At 57.0% G+C, this 19,217-nt stretch carries 18 protein-coding genes; 11 read left to right on the forward strand and 7 right to left on the reverse strand.

All coding sequences use genetic code 11. The features are described 5' to 3' along the window. Window positions 1–68: 68 nt before the first annotated feature. Window positions 69–1,136 carry a helix-turn-helix domain-containing protein gene (locus ABNH18_RS15775; RefSeq protein ID WP_349383747.1) on the reverse strand — a complete coding sequence of 356 codons (1,068 nt, stop codon included), beginning with the start codon at window positions 1,134–1,136 and terminating at the stop codon, window positions 69–71. A gap of 169 nt (window positions 1,137–1,305) precedes the next feature. On the opposite strand from ABNH18_RS15775, the gene ABNH18_RS15780 reads away from it, so the two are divergent. From ABNH18_RS15780 to ABNH18_RS15805, 6 genes are read left to right on the forward strand one after another with little or no spacing between them, the layout of a single operon-like run. Then, window positions 1,306–2,061, forward strand: coding sequence for a hypothetical protein (locus tag ABNH18_RS15780; RefSeq protein WP_349383748.1), 756 nt, complete (start codon window positions 1,306–1,308; stop codon window positions 2,059–2,061). A gap of 16 nt (window positions 2,062–2,077) precedes the next feature. Continuing rightward, window positions 2,078–3,706: a GH3 family acyl-acid amido synthetase gene (locus tag ABNH18_RS15785; RefSeq protein WP_349383749.1), complete on the forward strand. Its 1,629-nt coding sequence runs from the start codon at window positions 2,078–2,080 to the stop codon at window positions 3,704–3,706. Next, window positions 3,703–4,797 carry a GNAT family N-acetyltransferase gene (locus tag ABNH18_RS15790; protein WP_349383750.1) on the forward strand — a complete coding sequence of 365 codons (1,095 nt, stop codon included), beginning with the start codon at window positions 3,703–3,705 and terminating at the stop codon, window positions 4,795–4,797. Before ABNH18_RS15785 ends, ABNH18_RS15790 begins: the two co-directional genes overlap by 4 nt. Continuing rightward, window positions 4,797–5,750: a hypothetical protein gene (locus ABNH18_RS15795; protein WP_349383751.1), complete on the forward strand. Its 954-nt coding sequence runs from the start codon at window positions 4,797–4,799 to the stop codon at window positions 5,748–5,750. The genes ABNH18_RS15790 and ABNH18_RS15795 overlap by 1 nt, the downstream gene beginning before the upstream one ends. After that, window positions 5,747–6,919, forward strand: a complete 1,173-nt coding sequence (locus tag ABNH18_RS15800) for an efflux RND transporter periplasmic adaptor subunit (protein WP_349383752.1) — start codon at window positions 5,747–5,749, stop codon at window positions 6,917–6,919. The genes ABNH18_RS15795 and ABNH18_RS15800 overlap by 4 nt, the downstream gene beginning before the upstream one ends. Continuing rightward, window positions 6,916–10,212 (forward strand): efflux RND transporter permease subunit, encoded by a 3,297-nt coding sequence (locus ABNH18_RS15805; RefSeq protein ID WP_349383753.1) that lies wholly within the window; start codon window positions 6,916–6,918, stop codon window positions 10,210–10,212. The genes ABNH18_RS15800 and ABNH18_RS15805 overlap by 4 nt, the downstream gene beginning before the upstream one ends. 162 nt (window positions 10,213–10,374) lie before the next feature. On the opposite strand, the gene gpmA is transcribed toward ABNH18_RS15805, so the two are convergent. Beyond that, complete coding sequence (gene gpmA, locus ABNH18_RS15810) at window positions 10,375–11,121, reverse strand: 2,3-diphosphoglycerate-dependent phosphoglycerate mutase (protein WP_349383754.1); 747 nt, start codon at window positions 11,119–11,121, stop codon at window positions 10,375–10,377. A 221-nt stretch (window positions 11,122–11,342) separates the two neighbouring features. On the opposite strand from gpmA, the gene rnd reads away from it, so the two are divergent. The 5 genes from rnd to ABNH18_RS15835 are packed head-to-tail and all read left to right on the forward strand — an operon-like array spanning window position 11,343 to window position 14,031. Further along, on the forward strand, window positions 11,343–12,416 hold the full coding sequence (gene rnd / locus ABNH18_RS15815) for a ribonuclease D (protein WP_349383755.1): 1,074 nt from the start codon (window positions 11,343–11,345) through the stop codon (window positions 12,414–12,416). After that, complete coding sequence (locus ABNH18_RS15820) at window positions 12,416–12,733, forward strand: YcgL domain-containing protein (protein WP_349383756.1); 318 nt, start codon at window positions 12,416–12,418, stop codon at window positions 12,731–12,733. The genes rnd and ABNH18_RS15820 overlap by 1 nt, the downstream gene beginning before the upstream one ends. Then, window positions 12,696–13,184 (forward strand): YcgN family cysteine cluster protein, encoded by a 489-nt coding sequence (locus ABNH18_RS15825; RefSeq protein ID WP_349383757.1) that lies wholly within the window; start codon window positions 12,696–12,698, stop codon window positions 13,182–13,184. Before ABNH18_RS15820 ends, ABNH18_RS15825 begins: the two co-directional genes overlap by 38 nt. Window positions 13,185–13,234: 50 nt before the next feature. Continuing rightward, on the forward strand, window positions 13,235–13,582 hold the full coding sequence (locus ABNH18_RS15830) for a hypothetical protein (RefSeq protein WP_349383758.1): 348 nt from the start codon (window positions 13,235–13,237) through the stop codon (window positions 13,580–13,582). Further along, window positions 13,579–14,031, forward strand: a complete 453-nt coding sequence (locus ABNH18_RS15835) for an HIT family protein (protein WP_349383759.1) — start codon at window positions 13,579–13,581, stop codon at window positions 14,029–14,031. Before ABNH18_RS15830 ends, ABNH18_RS15835 begins: the two co-directional genes overlap by 4 nt. 31 nt (window positions 14,032–14,062) lie before the next feature. Here ABNH18_RS15835 and ABNH18_RS15840 read toward each other — a convergent pair whose 3' ends face one another. From ABNH18_RS15840 to ABNH18_RS15860, 5 genes are all read right to left on the reverse strand, one after another. Beyond that, window positions 14,063–14,797, reverse strand: a complete 735-nt coding sequence (locus ABNH18_RS15840) for a class I SAM-dependent methyltransferase (RefSeq protein WP_349383760.1) — start codon at window positions 14,795–14,797, stop codon at window positions 14,063–14,065. Next, window positions 14,790–15,140, reverse strand: coding sequence for a PilZ domain-containing protein (locus ABNH18_RS15845; protein ID WP_349383761.1), 351 nt, complete (start codon window positions 15,138–15,140; stop codon window positions 14,790–14,792). Before ABNH18_RS15845 ends, ABNH18_RS15840 begins: the two co-directional genes overlap by 8 nt. Before the next feature lie 17 nt (window positions 15,141–15,157). Continuing rightward, window positions 15,158–15,310 carry a hypothetical protein gene (locus tag ABNH18_RS15850; RefSeq protein WP_349383762.1) on the reverse strand — a complete coding sequence of 51 codons (153 nt, stop codon included), beginning with the start codon at window positions 15,308–15,310 and terminating at the stop codon, window positions 15,158–15,160. A gap of 325 nt (window positions 15,311–15,635) precedes the next feature. After that, window positions 15,636–17,966 carry a TRAP transporter large permease subunit gene (locus tag ABNH18_RS15855; RefSeq protein ID WP_349383763.1) on the reverse strand — a complete coding sequence of 777 codons (2,331 nt, stop codon included), beginning with the start codon at window positions 17,964–17,966 and terminating at the stop codon, window positions 15,636–15,638. A gap of 196 nt (window positions 17,967–18,162) precedes the next feature. After that, the gene (locus ABNH18_RS15860) at window positions 18,163–19,176 is read right to left on the reverse strand and encodes a putative solute-binding protein (protein WP_349383764.1); all 1,014 of its coding nucleotides are present in this window, start codon (window positions 19,174–19,176) and stop codon (window positions 18,163–18,165) included. Window positions 19,177–19,217 lie beyond the last annotated feature (41 nt).

The raw sequence follows: 19,217 nt of genomic DNA on the forward strand, positions 1-19,217 counted from the left end.
GACGTCGTGCGAGAGCGCAATGCCTTTAATGTCGTGCTTAAAGGCGTTCGGGTCAATCAGGGCTTGAGTCAGGCGCGATGTTGGCGACGAACGTCTCCCGGGTTGCGCCCGGTCCAGTTTCGGTAGGCCTTGCTGAAGCTGGATGGATCGCTGTAACCAAGCAGGCTGGCAATTTTTTCCAGGGACATGCAGGTTTCTTTCAGGTATCGGGTGGCAAAGGTTTCCCGCACCTTGTTGCGAATACCACTGAACGCGGTTCCAGCCACGGATAGATGCCGGCGTAATGAGCGGGGGCTCATGTCCAGCTTCTCAGCGATGATTTCCAAAGAGCTGTTGCGCCCAGGGTCATTGAGGATCGACTGCCTGACCAGGTTGACTACTCGCAGGCTGTCGTTTGTATCCAGCTGTTTTCGGGAGCGGGCGGTGGCGAGAAAGTTGGCCATGCTGGCATCATCGATTCTGGGCTGATGCGGCGAGATCGACATGACAATTCGGTTAGTCGGGCGATTGAAATGAATGGCCACATTGTCAGCTAGCTTGTTCCAGCTGAGTGATTTGTCCGGGCAAGGGAAATCACATTCAAAGGTGAAATCCCGGCAAATTTGCGTGCCCAGTGAATAAATGCTGCCCATGTAGATGCTGATAATGGTCGGTCTTAGTTCTGCGTAATCCCAAGCGTCACTCAGACCGATAGTAATGATGTCGCCAGTGAACTGAATATCCATATCCATGAGAGGAATGGACACGCGAAGGTACTGGACGACCATTCTTGCCAGCTTTCGAGGGTCATGTTGTCGCAGCAGGGCGAACCCTAAAATGCCGTGGCCGTGAAGATCCAGTTGCTGACCAAATCGAAATCCCGCGGTGACATCGTTTAGCAGAATGCTGCCCTTGCGCAGAACGTGACAGACCTGGCGAATGGTCATTTGGGTGTCCGGATCGTTCACGGTATTCAAATCAAGGCCGGAATTTTCGAGCACTGACGTGCCAGTTATTCCGTGAGTTTGTACGAATCGTAAATAATGTCGACCGTAATGAGAGGAAACGAGAGGAACGTCTAAAGCTCGTCCCTGGTTTTTCATGGGTTCATTTTCGATTAACAACAGGGCAAATGATTCAAAGTTGCATAAAGGCATTTCACAAAAAAAACACCTTAGCGATAAGTAAAAAAGATTTTGCCATTTTTAACAAAAAAATGGCCGTTTTTACTATTAAGCCAGTGAGCATTGCTGGCCATGATTGCGCCGGCTTTCACATCAAGAATAAACAGGGGGTGCCGTAATGCAAAGGGAAAAGAGTCACAGATTGAAAGCGCGCTATGTTCCTATCTCTAAAGTATCAGTACCAATGATACGGCGAATGTATGAGGTGTATTCAGGGTACTACGACAATGTTGGTCTTGAACTATTTTGTGATGACTTGTCGGAAAAAAATGGGGTGTTGCTGGTTGAGGATCGGGCCTCAAAAAGGATTGTCGGTTTCTCTACCATGAAAACCTTGGACCTTCGTGCAGGAAACAAAACCGTCAAAGGGATTTTTAGCGGGGATACGATCATTGAGCAGGAGTACTGGGGCAGTAAAGCACTTCAAGTGGCTTTCTTCCTGCGTCTTATTCGTGAAAAGTTGCGCCATCCCTTCCGGCCCATGTTCTGGTTGTTAATCTCCAAGGGCTACAAAACCTACTTATTGATGGCGAATAATTTTTATAACTATTACCCGAATTCCACGAGCCACTGTGAAAGGCTTGAGGGTCTGGTAGACAACTACTGTGATCAGCTTTTCAAACCCTATTATTGCTCAAATAAACGCATTCTGGATTTTGGCGAGGGTTATACTCACCTGAAATCCAATGTGGCGACTATTTCCGATGAAATGCGCGCCCAGAATGACAAGATTCATTTTTTCGAGAAGCGAAACCCCTCCTGGGAGCGGGGCACGGAATTGCCCTGCATCGGTGAAGTCAGCTATGCCCTCATTTTTAAATACCCTTTTGCGCTTCTGGGTAAGTTGCGAAGAAAGCAGCGAAGGACGCCGGTGCCTGCTATAGCGGCCAATAACTAGGATCAATGGGGTATTAATGTTCGGTCATCGATTATTGAAGCTGGCCACCGGTTCCGGTGAACGCCGCTTTGCCTCCTCGCGCCAGTCCCTGCAACAGGTCCAGCGGGAAAACCTGTCCCGGCTTTTGAGTCAGGTGGCGGGTACGCCAATGGCCCAGCAGACGGGTTTGCTGGCAGGGATGAGTTGGGAAAAATTTACGTCAACGCAACCGGTGACCGATTACGATCACTGGCGTCAGGCCATTGAAGGGCAGCGTACTCTGGGCGAGCAGGGGTTAAGTCGCTCCCCGGTTAGTCGCTTCCAGCCAACCAGCGGATCGACGTCGGCAATTAAATGGGTCCCTTATACCAAACAGTTTCTTGGGGAGCTGGATAACGCGATTAGCCCTTGGGTGGTCGACCTTTACAGGCAATTTCCGCGCCTGTTAAAAGGGCGCCATTACTGGTCCATGTCCTGGGTGCCCACCTCATTGCGGGAAAGTATGAGCGAGGAGATCAACGATGATCTGCAGCTCATGTCGTTGGGTAAACGGCTACTGGCAGGGGCGACGCAAGCGGTGCCGCAGAATGTGTCTTTGGCTCGAACCTCCGATGATTCCCTGTTTGCGACCCTTGCCTGGCTGGCGGCGGACCCATCGCTTTCGATGATGTCTATCTGGAGTCCTACCTTTGGGTTGGGAATGCTGAAAGACATGGCGCGCTGGCGGGAAGAACTGGCTGATGTGCTTGCCAGTGGCCAGTGGGGGCAGCGCATGGCGGGGGTGAAAAATCCCGGCTGCCCCAAGTCGCCAAAGGCGGCGGCGATGCTGCGCGAATGGGATGGCGCCTTGAACCCGGATTTCTTTCGGGCGCTTTGGCCATCGCTGGCGTTGGTCAGTGCATGGGACACCGCCGCTTCCGGCCCGTGGGCGAAACAGCTCCACGAGCTTCTTCCCCAGGCGAGCTTTCAGGGTAAGGGCTTGTGGGCCACAGAAGGGGTGGTAACGATCCCATATCAGGGCCGGCACACCCTTGCCTACCAAAGCCATGTGTATGAATTCCAGAATCCGGACGACGGTTGTGTCTATGCCCCTTGGGAGTTGGAGATCGGCCAGGAGGTAATGCCTTTGCTGAGCACCGGTAGCGGGTTATTGCGTTACCGACTGAAAGACTTGGTACGAGTGGATGGTTTCAACCAGGGGGTGCCTGTGCTGACTTTCCTGGGGCGTGCCGGCACCACTGACCTTGTGGGGGAGAAGCTCACTGCTCCGGCACTGGATACCGCGATTGCGTCGCTGTCACTACCAGATGCGGTAACGCCGGTGTGTACTGTGGCGGTGGATGATGCCGGGCAGGGGAAACCGGGTTATCTATTGTTGCTGGAAGGGCAGGCGGACCGGCCTGGGACGATTGCCGAAAAAGTGGAAGACCAGCTGCAACAGCATTTCCACTACCAACTGGCCCGCAATCTGGGTCAGCTTGAGCCGCTGCGATGTGTTGTGCATCCGGGCATGCGCGAGCGCTATCTGCAGCAGTGCCGAGAGCGCGGCATGATCGAAGGCAATATCAAGATGGAGTCCCTGCAATACTGGCCTGGGCCATTGCCGTCGTGGTTGTCCGCATTGACGAAAGTCCCTGCGGTAGCAGACAGGGAACCGGCGCTGTGAGCTATCAGATTCGGCCTGCCTGTGACGCCGACAATGATGCCATTTTGTCGTTGCTGCAGGGGACACCCCAGCAGGGGATGATTACCCTGAATTTCGAACGTCAGCCGGATTATTTTCGTGGCGCACGGGTAACCTGTGAGCAACCTGATGTATGGGTGGCAGAACCCCGTGATGCCCAGGGAACCGTGGGGGCAGTCTATAACGTGGGTTGGCGTAATCTCTGGATTAATGGCCAGGTGCGTCCCATTCGTTATGCCCATGATCTGCGCATCGCGCCGGAATTCAGAAATGGCATGATTCTGCATCGCATGTTTCGGCATCTGCGCAAGCAGCTGGCGGAAGGCGAATGGATGCAAACCACGGTGCTCAGGGGCAACGACGCTTCTCTGTCTACGGTGGCCAGTGGCCGTGCCGGTTTGCCGGTGTATTACCCGGCAGGAACCATTGAAACCAGTATGCTCTATACCCGTTCCCGGCGGGTAAAACCGCCGTCGGAAGTGTCGGTACGTCAAAGCTGCGCGGAAGATCTCCCCGCCATTGCGGCACTGCTAAAGAAAGTCGGCCAACAGAAACAGTTTTTCCCATGCTGGGATGTGGATCGTCTGCAAGGCGACGACTATTGCTACGGCTTGGGACCCAATAACTTTCTTTGTTTGTGGATCGGCGACGAGCTCAAGGGGGTGGTGGGTTTTTGGGATCAGAAAGCCATCAAGCAGACTCGGGTGCTGGGCTATAGCCGCGGCATGGGGTTGTTGCGACACCTGTATAACTCCCACAGCATGTTGCGCGGCGGAATGCGTCTGCCGCCACCAGGGGGGGTGTTGTCCTACCTGACGCTGCACAGCGTGGCGGTGGAAAATGACGACCCGGAATGGCTGCAGTTATTGCTGGATTATGCGGTCAGCCATTTCCATGGCCAGTACGACGCACTGGTATGTGGCTTCTTCGCCAATGATCCATTGGCCCGCGTTGCCGCCCGTTACCGACGCCGACTGCTGCTAAGTGAACATTTTTTGGTGAGCTATGATGGCGACCCCCGCGAGCAGCTGGACAGCCATCGGCCATGGTACGTGGAGATCGCCAGACTGTGATGGCAACGTCGACGGATTATATCGGTATGTGGTACCGGGCCCGCGCTCGCTTGGGCGTGGATGACCGGATCGAGTTCATGTTCATCAATCCTGCCAGCGGCGATCGACGTACCGTGGCCCTGCGTCACCGGCATTACGATGGCGCCGCTGGGATTCAAGTATCGGCTCGCCAATTGGGTATGCAGTCGCCACAAACAGCGTCATCCCGTCAACGTAAGGCTCCCGGGTTTTGGCGCCGTTGGCAGGGGTCGCCGGAATCACGTCAGGCGGCAACGCCACAGTGGCGGCAGCAATCGATTTCTGGCAAAGACCATCGTGAGCCGGTGGTGCAGTGGCTGAGCCTCGAGCAAACGAAAGCGCTTTATCAGCGCGCTGCCGAGCAGAAAGTGTCGGTGAACAGCCTCTTGTTACTTGCTCTGCATCGGTCTATCTCCGCGACCCTGTTAGAGACAGGTCAGCCAGGGAGTTGGTGTTTCCCGGTGAACATGCGCAATAGCCTGGCGGGCCCCCAGCCGGAGATGAATCTATCCAGCGCTTTCTATATGACGGTTGCCGAGGACGATAAGCCGGAGCGTATCGACCGTTCCATCCGTGCTCATCTCAAGGCGAATGTGCATTGGCGCTATTGGCATCTTGCTCGCATTGGCCGCTGGATTGGCCAGCGTGGTGTGAATTGGTTGTGCGAAAGATTGTTGAACGGCCCTCAGCATTTGGGGTCGTTTTCCAGTCTGGGCGAATGGCAGATGAACTTTGCCTCGGCGGGCATGAACGACGATACCGTGTTTGCCTGTTGCGGGCCGGGCAGCCCCACCCACCCGGTGGCGAATGGTGTAATTGTGGTCAATGGATGCATGAGTCTGGCGTTGAAACTCCATCCTTCCCTGGGGGCGCAGCAAAGCGAGGCTGAACGCTGCTTGCAACACTGGGTTAATGGACTGGGAGTGGCTGAATGAGCGGGCCTGCCGTTTTTCGTTTTTTTAGCTTGCGGGCATTGGTGGCGATACTTGCCATCGTGGCGATGGCGCTGGCGGTTTGGTCTCTCTATCGGATACCACCGGCGGCGCCACCAATCAAAGCCCAGGTGAATGTGCTGGCGTTGGATACCGTAAAGGTGGACTGGCGTGATGTGGTGATCCCGGTGTTGAGTCAGGGGCAGGTCAGGGCACGTCATGAACTGCCGCTGAGTCTTGAGGTATCCGGTCGAATCCAGCAGGTGTCAGCAGCATTTGCCGATGGCGGGCGCGTGAATGCCGGGGAGCTGTTACTGCAGCTGGACCCGGAGCCCTTTGCGCTGGAAGTCACCTCGCGGCAAAACAATGTACACGCGGCGCGCCTGCATTTGGCGGAAACACGAGCCAAAGCGCGAGTGTCAGGTGCCTCTGGGCGCGCCTCGGCGTTGGGACGTTTCGAGCCGCAACTGGATGAAGCGCTAAGTCGCCTCAGCGCTGCCCAGGCAGGCTTGCGTCAGGCACAGCGTAACCAAGAGCAAACCGAACTGCGGGCCCCCATCAGTGGACGCTTGAAAGCGGTGCAGGTGATGGCCGGGCAGCATGTGCAGGCTGGCAGCAAGCTGGCCCAGCTGTATCAGGAAGACCAGGTGGAAATTCGTTTGCCGGTACGCGATGACTGGCTGGCGTTGCTGGGTATTGTGCCCGGTGATGATACGACCCTTGAAGCTGTCAGCGTGCGTCTTAGCGGTCGTTTTGCGGGCCGAGACGGGCATTGGCAGGGCAAGGTTGTGCGCCGGGAAGGCGGCCTCAACCGCAACCAGATGATGTACCTGATTGTGCAGGTTTCCAATGCGGGCCAAGCCTTACCGTTGGAACCTGGCGTGCTGGTGCAGGCGGAGCTGCATGGTGCGGCTACCTCGGCGGTGGCCGTGTTACCCCGTTCTGCCCAGGCAGGGGATCAGGCTGTTTGGGTGCTGGACGATGAACAGCGTTTGCGTCGTCAGTCAGTATCCGTTCTCCATCAGGATAGCGAAAACCTCTATCTTCATGATGGCGTAACCAGCGAGGCCGAGGTGGTGCTGGCCGGCGACCTGCAATTGCTGGAAGGCATGCGTATTAAACCGCAACCGCGTCAGGCCGAGCTGGCCCATCGTAGCGTGGAGACTCCATGAATCGTTCCATTGCCTGGTTTGCCAGTAATGGGGCGGTGGCCAATTTGTTGATGATAACCCTGCTGCTGGCAGGCTTGTTTTCGATTCCCCATACCCGACAGGAAACCCTCCCCAATGTGCCGCTTGATCGGATCGGCATCTATGTGGCCTACCCGCAAGCCACGCCGGAAACGGTGGAGTCATTGGTGTGCACACCGGTGGAGACGGCGATTGACGATGTGGAGGGTGGCACCGAGCTGATCAGCGAGTCTCGCGAAGGTCTGTGCACAGTACAGCTGGATGTCTTGGAAGGTCACGATACCGGCGATGTGCTCGAACAAATACGCACACGGTTGGATGCCTTGGAAAATCTTCCCCAGGGTGCGGCCAGTCCCCGTGTACAGGAACTGATTGTTCGCAATCGGGTGGTGCGGTTGCTGCTCAGTGGCTCGCTGTCGCGCACGGACCTGTATCAGCTGGGCAACCGGGTTCGTCGCCAGCTGCTCAATCACGATGCCATTTCCAGCGTGGATATCGAAAACCTGCCAGAAAGGGAAATGGCGGTGCTGGTCTCCCGTGATGACCTGTATCGCTACGAGCTGACGCTGGATGGTATTGCGGCTGCAGCCAGCCAGAGTGTGCAGCGCATCGCCGGCGGTGTGTTGCGCAGCGACAAGGGCGACTGGCTGCTGCAGACCGGCGAGCAACCCGGTGATGCCCGGGCGTATGAGCAACTGGTGATCCGCCAGTCGGAGCAGGGGGACTTGTTGAGCCTGGGCGATGTGGCGCAGGTGCAGGACGGTTTTTCCCGAGACACCCAGGCCGCCTGGCTGGATGGCAAACCGGCGGTGGCATTGGATGTGTACCGGGTTGGCGATCAGAACGTGCTGGATGTGGCCGGGGCTGTACGTGACTACCTGGCTAAGGCGGATCTGCCTCCCGGTGTTGGCTTGCAGGTGTGGAGTGACGATGCTCGCCAGTTCAGTGAGCGCTCGAACCTGCTTTGGCGTAATGCCTTGCAAGGCCTGGTACTGCTGACATTTATGCTGGCCATCTTCCTGACGCTGCGGTTGGCGGGCTGGGTCGCGCTGGGGATCCCCGTGTGCATGCTCGGCGCCTGCGCCATGCTGCCGTTGCTTGGCGAGTCCTTCAACACGATTTCCCTGTTCGCGTTTATTCTGGTGCTGGGGATTGTGGTGGATGATGCGGTGATCGTGGGCGAAAGCATCGACCACCAGCGCCGCCAGGGGCTGACCGGCAGGCAAGCCGCTATCAGTGGGGCACAACGGGTGGCGAAACCGATTTTGTTTGCGGTAATGACCACGCTTTTTGCCTTTGCCCCCTTGCTGTTCCTGCCTGGCCCGGAAGGGGCATTGATGCGGGTCATCCCCATCGTATCGATGACCATCTTGTTGCTGTCGCTGGTGGAGTCCCTGTGGATTTTGCCGGCCCACTTGAGCCACGACCGTCCGGCGCGTGGGCTATGGCTGAAATCGGAACAGCTGGCCACGCGACTCAACGATGGCCTGGAGCGTTGGTTGGACCGGCGAGCCCGGCCCATACTGCGCGGCTGCCTGCACTGGCGGTATGTGTTGGTGGTGGTGTTCGTGGGCTTGTTCATTTTCTGTTGTGCGCTGGTCAATAGTGGTTGGCTGACCATGGTGCTTTTTTCCCGGGTGGAAGGAGACCGGGTAATGGCGGAAGTGGTGTTCCCACAGGGAACCGGTGATCCGCGCCTGGCCCGGGAAGTGCGAGAGCTGGAAGATTCTGCCCATGGGCTGGCGCAGCAGTTGGCGGAAGCGTCGGGCGGCGATGAAAGCGATGCACCGATTCAGATTGATGCGGTGTTTGCCGAGCAGGGGGTGCGCCAGAAAACCTCCAATGCCCGCGATCCGGGGGCCCGTTATCGGGTGCGGGTGACATTGGCGGTCAGCGGCGACACCAGTGTCCTGCCGCCGCGTGAAATCGCTCGTTTATGGCGTGATCAACACGGTGTCATTGCCGATGCGCTGTCGGTGAAGTTCCATGCCAGCCTGATGCAGGTGAAACCGGACATTCATCTCAATCTGTTCCACCCTGACTTGGGCACCCTCCAACGCATGAGTGAACAGGCGGCGCTGGCACTGACGCGCATGGAGGGCGTTCACGAGGTGGCCAACAACCTGCATGCGCAGCGCACCATCGTGGATATCAAGCTTCGCGATGAAGGTGAGCGGGCCGGTTTGCGGGCCGAGCAGGTAGGCGCGCAGGTTCGCAATGCGTTCCACGGTATTGAGCTGGATCGCTGGTTTGAACAGGATCAGGAGGTGCCGGTGATGTTGCGTCTCGCCCAGGCCGACAGCCGTCAGATTACCGACTTGGAACGGATGCCGGTGCAACTGGCGGACGATGAAATGACTGTGCTCGCTGCTGTAGCCTCACTATCGCGCCGCCAGGCGCCGGCCATGATCAGCCATTACGATGGGCGCCGCAGTGCCACGGTGAGTGCCTTTGTGGATGAACACACCACGTCTCCGGCTTTAGTCATGGCCGAGCTGCGGCAATCACTGCTGGATCCAATGATGGCGGCTGACGATAAAGCCGGCTGGACTGTGGCGGGCAAGCAAGCGGCGATCAAGGATTTTCTGTCACATCTGTCCATCAGTTATTTGATTGCGTTGGCGGCCATCTTTTTCCTGCTCACCATTCTGTTCGGGGGCTATGGCCAACCCCTGTTGGTGATGGCCGCAATTCCGTTTGGTCTGGTCGGGGCATTCATGGGGCATTTTTTGCTGGGCTACAGCGTGACACTGTGGTCACTGGTGGGGATCATCGCGGTGAGTGGGGTGGTGGTGAATGACAATCTGGTATTGCTCGATGCCATTAATGAACTCAAGGAAAAAGGGTATGCACTGCGCGATGCGGTGATTGGGGGAGTGAGCGGGCGTCTGCGGCCAGTGATGCTCACGTCCATTACCACTTTTGCCGGTGTCGCACCGCTGATGCTGGAAACCAGCGTGCAAGCCCGCTTCCTGATCCCCATGGCGGTATCACTGGCGTTTGGGGTGCTGTTTGCCACCTTGGTGAGCCTGTTGTTGGTGCCCAGCCTGTTGGTGGTCTCCAATGATGTGAAAGGGCTGGTCACACGCTGGCTGGCCCGTTCGCGAGCGCCGCTGACATCGGAACAGGATACTGTGGACGTCGCCTATGAACGCGGCCAGCTCACCGACTGGTGGGGGGCGGCGAACCCCTATGAGGACTCGGTGCTACGTTCGGCGTGGGAAGCGGGGCGGCAGGATCAGGGTGACGATGGGGAGGTACCGCAACAACTGTAGATTGTCTCCTTGTAGGCGATGATATCGCTTGTAGGCAAGCTCCCACGGCAGCAGACAGCAGGCCGGTACCGTGCCAGTGAAATGCGAAGGACACAAAAAGCCCGCTCCAGTTTCCCGGAGCGGGCTTTTTGTCAGGCCTCTAGCGTCAGGCGTCTAGCGCCCTTATGCCTTACCCTGATTGGCCACTGCTTCCGCGGCTTTCGCCGCTTCTTCCGCGTCACCCAAGTAGTAGTTCTTGATGGGCTTCAGGTTGTCGTCCAGCTCATAGACCATCGGCACGCCGGTGGGGATATTGAGTTTGACGATTTCCTCGTCGGAAATGTCGCCCAGGTATTTCACCAGTGCGCGCAGGCTGTTGCCGTGGGCGCAGATTAGCACCTGTTTGCCGGCTTCAATTTGCGGCTTGATCTCGCTTTCGAAGTAGGGCACGAAGCGATCGACGGTGTCTTTCAGGCTTTCTGACAGGGGGATCTGTGCTTCGCTCAGATCCTTGTACACCCGGAAGTTGCCGGCGTAGCGTTCGTCGTCCCGCTCCATTTTCGGCGGTGGCGTATCGTAGCTACGGCGCCAGATGTGCACCTGGTCGTCCCCGTACTTGGCGGCGGTTTCCGCCTTGTTCAGGCCCTGCAAGGCACCGTAGTGGCGCTCGTTCAGGCGATAGTCACGGATTACCGGGATCCACATCTGGTCCATGTTGTCCAGGATGCTCCACAGGGTGCGCACGGCGCGCTTGAGCACCGACGTGTAAGCCACATCGAACTCAAAGCCGGCTTCCTTCAGTAGCACGCCGGCAGTGCGCGCTTCCTCGCGGCCTTGCTCGGTGAGATCCACATCTTTCCAGCCGGTGAAGCGGTTTTCCTTGTTCCATACGCTCTGGCCGTGGCGGACCAGTACCAGTTTCGTGCTCATTAGCGTCATTCCTGTGCGATTTCAATGCGGCGCAAAGAGTAGCAGAAATGCGCCGGGAAATTGAGCGCCACAGCCCGTATAATCGTCGCAAATTCTGTTATCGCTGCCGGCGAGGCAAGGCCTGTGTCTTTTTTTGCAGGCTATTTCGCCCTTTTCATGGGCAGCGATGACCTGCGAAAGCCCCTTCAAAGGCTTTCCCATTTCCCCGATAAGGCGAAAAAATGGCGTATCTGTGGTGCGAGGACAATCAGGCAATCAGCGAATGGCAGGGCGGGCTGGCAGCAGGCTCCCCGTTGTATCTGGACACGGAATTCATGCGCGAGCGCACCTTCTGGCCGCAATTGGCGCTGGTACAAGTGCACGACGGCGAACAGATTCGCCTGATTGATACCACCCGGGTGGTTGGACCCACGTTATCACCGGTATTCCAGCAGCACACCTTGGTCATGCACGCCTGCTCGGAAGATCTGGAGGCCATTGCCACCTTTACTGGCCAATACCCGGCAGCCATCGAAGACACACAGATTGCCGCGGCTCTGACCGGTGAAGACATGCAATGGGGCTATCAGAAAGTGGTGCAGATGCTGCTGGGAGTCGACCTGCCTAAAGGGGCCACGCGCACCAACTGGCTGAAACGGCCGTTAAGTGACGAGCAGCTCCACTATGCCGAAGATGATGTGAAATACCTGCCGGACGTGGCGGCGATTCTTGCCGAACGGCTCGAAAAACTCGGCCGCCGATCTTGGTGGGATGAAGAGTGCGCGCGGTTGCTGAACCATGCCCGCAGTGTCACACCGGCACAGGATGCCTGGCGCAACGTGAAGGGGGCTGGCCTGCTGGAGGGGAAAAGCCTGGCGGTGCTGGCTGCCCTGGCGCCTTGGCGCGATCGCATGGCCCGTGAGCGGAACCTGCCGAAAAGTTTTGTGCTTAAAGATGCCCAGCTACTGGATTTGGCTCGCGCCAACCGTAGCGATCGGGGGTTGCTGGCGGATCTGGGCTTTCACCCGAAACAGATTCGCCGGGATGGCGATGCGCTGTTGGCATTGATGGACGAGGGGCGCCAACAAACCCCGCCGGACCCGCTGCCGGGACCGCCGGATGCGACCGAGAAAAAACTCGCTAAAACCCTGCGCAACCGGGTGGGCCTAATTGCTGAAGAGATGGACATGAAACCCGACGTTTTGATGCGTCGGCGCTGGCTGGAAGCCCTTATTCGTCACCCTGACCGGGTGCCGGAGCCGTTGACCGGGTGGCGCAATGAGATCGTCACCCAACCCCTGCTGGAGTTGTTGTAGTGAGTGAGGGCGTGTTGAAAGGCAAGCTGTTTTGTTCGATCTACAAGAGTCGTCGCAAAAGCGGCATGTACCTGTATGTGGATCGTCAGAAAGGCCTGAAAGAAGTGCCAGACATATTGATGGGCCAGTTTGGTCATGCCGAGCATGTGACCGATATGATCCTTAACCCGGAGCGGCCCCTGGCGCGTGCGGATGTGGCGCAGGTGATGGGCAAGATTCGTGAGCAGGGCTTTTACCTGCAAATGCCGCCGCCGCCGGATGAAGACCTGTTTATGGCCGATGGCCACCCGGATAAACCGGCTGGACGTGATGCCTGAAGAGAGCCTGCCACTGCGCGCGCAGTTTTGGACCCTGCCGCTGGGCGAGCTTAATGCCCGCGAGTGGGAAGCGCTGTGCGATGGCTGTGGCCGTTGTTGTTTGGTCAAACTGGAAGATGAAGACAGCGGCGAGTTGGCGTTTACCAATCTGTCGTGCCGTTTTCTGGATAGCAAAAAATGCCAGTGTCGGGTGTATCAAGAGCGTTTTGAACGGGTGCCTGACTGTATCCAGGTGACCGAAACGATTGCCCGGGATACGGACTGGTTACCGTCCACCTGTGCGTATCGCCTGCGCGCCCATGGCCAGCCTTTGCCTGCCTGGCACCCGCTCCTTAGCGGCGATGCAGACAGCGTGAAGCAGGCCGGAATCAGCGTGGCCGGGCGCGTGGTGTCCGAGCAACTTGTGCCGGAAGACGATTGGGAAGAGCATATTGTTCACTGGATCGGCTGAATGCAGGCGTGGGCCTGGCAGTGGGTTCAATCACACGAGTAGGAGAAGTTGTGACAACACAAGCATATCTATGGGGCTGGTTCGCCTATCTGATCGGTAGCATCGGCGTATTGTTTGTCTGGTGGTGGCTGACGCGGCCGCTTTCATCCTGGGGCAAGGTGCCGCTGCGTACCTTGCTGACGGCCCTGTTGTTGACCCCCTGGTCTGTCTCTCCGCAGCATGACGAATGGGCCCCGGCCTGGGTGGTCAGCCTGTTCGATGGCCTGGCGCAGGAAGATGTGAGCCTGTGGCGCGCCGGTGGCCCCTTGTTGGCCATGCTGGTGGTGGCATTGGTGGTGGCGGTATTTGAGCTGTGGCGGCAGCGGCGCAAACAAGCGGCCATGCCGGTTCAGCAATGAGCCAGTGTATTTTCTGCCAGATCCAGGCGGGCACGTTGCCCGCCAGCGTGGTTTACGAAGATGAGCAAGCCCTGGTGATGCTGGATCTCTTCCCGATCCGTGAAGCCCATTGCCTGGTTATTCCGCGCCAGCACGCCCCATTGCTGGAAGGGCTGGACGCTGGCGTGACGCACCATCTGATGGATCTGGCGCGGCGGACTATTGTGGCGCAGAAGCGTGCCGGTCTTGCGGTCAAAGCGCACAACGTGGTGGTCAACGATGGTCGTGAAGCCAATCAGCATGTGCCCCACGTGCACGTGCATGTGATTCCCCGGCGCGGCGGCGATACGCTGGTAACGGCGTTGACCTGGGCAACCCGCCTTCTCAACGTATTCGGGATGGCCAAACGGCGCCGGCGGCTGGATCGGCTGGCTGGCCTGTTGTCCGAACATTTCCCCAACGAACTCTGATTCGGTTCTGGCTTGCCGCTGCGATTATCTTTCACTGGGCGCCCGGCTTTCGCCAGGCACGCACCCGTAAAGGCCAGTGCACGGTTCGAGTGTTCGGGCCCCACTGTTTGCGTAATTCTTCACTGAATGGGGCGAGCGGATGCTTCCCGGCTCTGGCGGCCCGCACCAGCGCGGACCAAGTATCTAGATAACCGATAAACGCTTCTACGGACCACTCCCGTTTTATGGTGGTCTGCGCAAAGGGCAAGGTTGGCCAATGCAGCTGCGCATGTGGATGGCCAGCCAGTACATCGGCGCGTTCCGCCGGCCACCATGGGCCCAGGGCGCCATCATGGAATGCCCTGACCTTACCTTCTAGGCCCTTCACATCACACAGACCATAACTGACCAATGCCATCACCCCGCCGGGTTTCAGGATTCGCTCAGCTTCAGAAAAAAACGCGGTTTGATCGAACCAGTGAAAGGCCTGGGCGACAGTGATCAGGTCCACGCAGGCATCCGCCAGGGGAAGTTGATGTGCCTGGGACGCTATGAATACCGCGGCTGAAGTCGGTGCTGCCTGAAGTTGTCGGAAGCTGATATCGGTGCCGATGACTTGCTTAAAATGAGGCTCCAGGCCGCGGCTGGCCTGACCGCTGCCACAGCCCACATCCACAGCAATATCGGTGGTGGGGCTTTGGGCGCTGAGCCATTCAAAAAGGGTGTCGGGGTAGGAGGGGCGAAACTGCTGGTAGTGCTGACCGCGTTGAAACAGGTTGTCAGTCACTAAAGTAGCCGCTGGTATCAAAATGCGCTGCCCACAGGCGTCCATCGGCCCGTTCAAGATCCAAGGCGACGCCGGCAAGTAGGTGGCCTTCCGGTGCTGCGCACCAAGCGATGGTGCCATAAATATGGTAGGTGCCATGCCCTTCGAGTAGGGCAACCCAGAGTTCCACATCTGTATTCGGTTTGATTGGTGCAGGAAGCTCTACGCTGATGCCGGCCAAAGAAATGTCGTGAGTGGTTAAATAAAGTCGATCTTCCGGGTCAACGGAGCTTGATCCGGCCGGTAGCAAGGTAAGAGACAGGTTCTCTTCCCGGCTGATCCGTGGGTGACGTCGGTTGTCCATTGTTGTAGCCATATGACTTACCCGTAAATCATTCTGTCAACAACGTAAGCTGCGGTGGCCATGGTGGCAACCACTCCGGCCAGAAACAACAAGAAGAGTAGTGCGGGCTTGGCTGTTTTAGGAAGCGGTTCGGTTTGCCGTGAAGCTTGGGGTTCCTGCGTTTTGCTCATCAGTTATCTCCCTGACAGATACACGCACCTTACATTATCAGTTATTTTGGGACGATAGGAAACTGACTACTCACAGGTAGATGATTGCTCGGTCCCTGATCTTGGGTATTGCGTTGAGACTTGTCGAGTCAGTCGAGTTTTGGGGCCGTGTTAGGGGGGGGGAAGAAAGCCGCAAGAGTAAAGAAAATAGTCTGTGGGGGTTAAGTGGGGGGGTACTGCTTGCTTGGGCAGAAACACAGTGCTGGAAAACAGTATCGTTTGTTTCGCATGATTTAAAACTAAAAAAGGGCCCGTCTGGGCCCTTTTTTAGTGGTTTCAGCTAGCGTTAATGAGCGCCGGCCTGGATCTTCTGGAACAGGAACTCGTGAAGTGAGTCTGACAGCAGCGGCAGGTAAGACACCATCAGCAGGGCAGTCAGCATCACCGCGATTGGCAGCAAGAACTTCTCGTAGCGGCGATAGAAACTGCCGCCCGGTACCTTGGCCGATTCCACTTCCTCGTCGCCGACGACTTGCCTTGTCAGCAAGTGGTTCAACGCCACAGGCGGTGACAGATAACCCAGCTCAAAGGCCACCAGGGTGATCATCCAGAAGTGCAATGGATCAATGCCGTTATCAAAGGCAATTTGCGCAATGGTGGCGTTCACCAGGATAACCGCCCCGTAGGGGTCCATGATCATGCCGATAATGACCATGGTGACCACCAACAGAGTCATGGCCAGCCAGATACTTGGGAAAGTTTCTGGGAGCATTTCCATGACACCGGAGCGCTCAATGATGCCGCCGACACTAACCGACAGAGCCATCAGCATCAGCAGTGCGCCAATGTGACCAGTGGTTTCGTTGGTGGCAAAGCGCAAGGAGTTTTCCATCTTGTCGCCCACGCCTTGTTCCGGCTGGTAATGCGGATCCATATCCGGTGTTTTTACCATGTAATGCACGATCAGGGCCGCACCGAGAATGGCGTTACGCCAGAAGAGACTCCAGAACAGACTTTCCAGATCGGCGGCTGAGGTGCCGGTAGGAATGGCACCCGCATCCAGTGCACTGTTGATAATCCACAGGTTGTAGCAGGAATACACCAGCAGTGGCACCAGGATGACAGAGAAAAAATGCAGGCTTTTGGTGCTCAGCTTTTCATACGCGAGGATGCTCAGCAGCATCACCGGGAGAATGATCGGCGCGTAGTTCTCGTTCAGCTGGGTATCAAGCAGATCACGGAACACCACGACCACTGTGCCCATAAGAATGACATAGGGGAGCAGGGGAAGCAGGCGTTTCAGGCTCTGCGGAACGGCTTCTGAGAAAGGTGCGATACGTGCCGGGGCAGTACGCGCGAACTGGCTGTAGATGAAGAACAGGAACAACGACAGGCCGAAGATCTTCAGGCCGGAGGTGAACAGTTCGTCGGTGGTCACACTGTTGTTCAGGGCAGCAATAATTACCACCAGAAGACAGGGACGTAGCACCACACCCATGGAACCGGACATGGCCGTGGCCGCCAGGGCCAGTTGCTTTCGAGCACCAGCACGAACCAGCTCATTATAGATAGTGGCACCGGCAGCAATAACGAAAATACCGGATGCGCCCGTATAGGCAGTAGGAACGGCAGCAACGGCAAGCACCACGAAACACATCAGTTCCGGGGACATTTTCCAGGGGCGCAGCACGTCGAATACCAGATGCGCCATTTTGGTTTGGCGCAACAACATACCAATCCAGATATACAGTGCCAGGCTCAGGAACAGAGTAGATAGCTCCATCATCATGCCGAGATAGACGCTGATGCCGTGGTAGTAGCCTTGGCTGATGAACTGCGCACCGGCGGTAAGACACATGAAGCTGTACAGGGGAATGGTCAGCATCGCCTTGCCCCAGGTGCCGCCTTCTTGCAGATCTTTGGGCGGGCGGACCAGCTGGTACAGGGCGGCCATAGATAGCAGCAGGAAGCCGCCTATCCAGAACTGGTGCAGGTAGAAGTGGTTAACCTGAACGCCATCGGCCATGGCGCTGACTTCTTCGCCCCGGTACAGCCAGGCAGACATGAGTAGCATGACGTTGGCGGCAAGTTGCCCCACGCTGGACACAAAGTGATCTTTTCGAGTGTGTGCCGGGCGCAGCGAAATATGATGGCGGGTCAGTGTGGCAGTCGCGGCACAGATCATCACCAACAGGCAAAGCAGCAGGCGTTTGTAGTTACCCAGAGTAGTAACCACTTTGGCAACGCCGCCTTCCAGGGTCCGGAAGGCAATCACACCGGGGGTGGCCTTCTCCTGAATAAGCTCGAAACGCTCCCACTTGCCGCGACAGTTCGTCCTGGACGATTCCAGCGACTTGCGCAGCGCAGTCTCATCGACATCTGTGCCGAAGATGCCTGCGAGTGGGTCGTCAGCCATTTGCTGTTTTTTCTGCTTGATGGCTTTTTCAAGTTCCTGATCCAGGTCTGGATCACGATTACAGGTGGGTTGTTCCACCATGCCCGCGCCACGCAGTAAGTAGTAGCCGTCCCAGGTATTTTCGCCGATTTTCAAAAGCTGAGAGTGAATGACTTCGCCGGAAGCCAGAAAAATAGTCAGCAGAAGAAGAATCAGGGTGGGAAGGGAGGATAACCATTCCGCCATGGAACGGTTTGCAACAGTCAGAGAAGGTTTATCCATTGTGCACCCGGTTATTGTTTTACCGCTGAGAAAGCCATAGAGGTGAGGGCATCAGAGGAATCAATGCCTTAACCCCCCACATTTCCAGAACGGTGTAAACGTGTTGTTTACCTGGTACCCGGAGATAGGGTATCAGAAACTCTGGTTGTTAGGGAAAACGGGGCCAAGCTAGCCCCGTTGGATCATACAGAACTGCTTATTCGACAGGGTTTACGCATTCCGCGCGAGAGGCTTCATGCTTACAGCGTACCTTGCGCAACAGAGACATCATGTCTTTGCTGTAAGTGCCGTCTTTGGTGAGGGCGATGCGAGCTTCGCGCATCATTTCGTCATAACGAAGCTTGTCGGCCTCAGGGATGCGAATCCACCACTTCTTGTTTACTTCATTGTTGGCATTTTCAATCACTCGCATGGCACGGTCAAACTGGCCCAGCATGTATGTGCGCGATTGCGCGGCGAAGTCGGCGGGAAACTTGTCCTTTTTCAGAATCACTTGAGCCGTCAGTTGGCCGAGGACGTAATCAATGATGCCGCCGTCTGGCTGCATGCCCTTATACAGTTCCAAGGCAGAGTAGGCCGCAATCGGTGCAAAGCAGATATCCACGGAGCCGTTGTTGAAGCGCCCGGAGAAATTAGTGATATCTGACATTACTGGGGACATGCCCACGCGGGACGCCATGTTCGCCTGCGCGGTATCGTATTCCAGTACCGCGATGGACTTGCCGGACAGTTCGCCGACGGTATCGATGGTGCGGTCTTTCACGAACAGGTAGGCCGCCCCCATAGGTGCAATGCCGCCCACTTCATAGGGGCCGGAAACCAGCTTGTCGTTGATGGACGGGTTGCCGCTGGCGAGTACCGTCATAACGGTGCGCATGGCGTCATAGCTGGGGATGGCGCCAATGGAGTCCATGCTGCCTGTGTACTTGTTGAACTGACGGCCACGGATACCCGTCAATACAGCCGCGTCACATTGCCCTGCCTTCAGGTCTTCAGAGGCAATCTTTTCATCGGTGTAGGGCTTGAGCTCAAGATCGACACCCCAATCCAAGGCAGCGGTCTTGTAGTCCTTCATGATGTTATAAATGTCGCCGTTAGCGCCGATAATATCGAATACGCACATTGTGCGTTTCTCGGCAGCCTGGGCGGGGTTTAGCGTCAGTGCCAGAACGGCAGTGGCGGTGGCTGTTAACGCCTTAATGTAGCGCATGATTGTCTCCTGGTTACTTCTAAACTGAATCAAAAAGCGGC

Source organism: Alcanivorax sp., from assembly GCF_040118815.1.
Taxonomy (GTDB): Bacteria; Pseudomonadota; Gammaproteobacteria; order Pseudomonadales; family Alcanivoracaceae; genus Alcanivorax.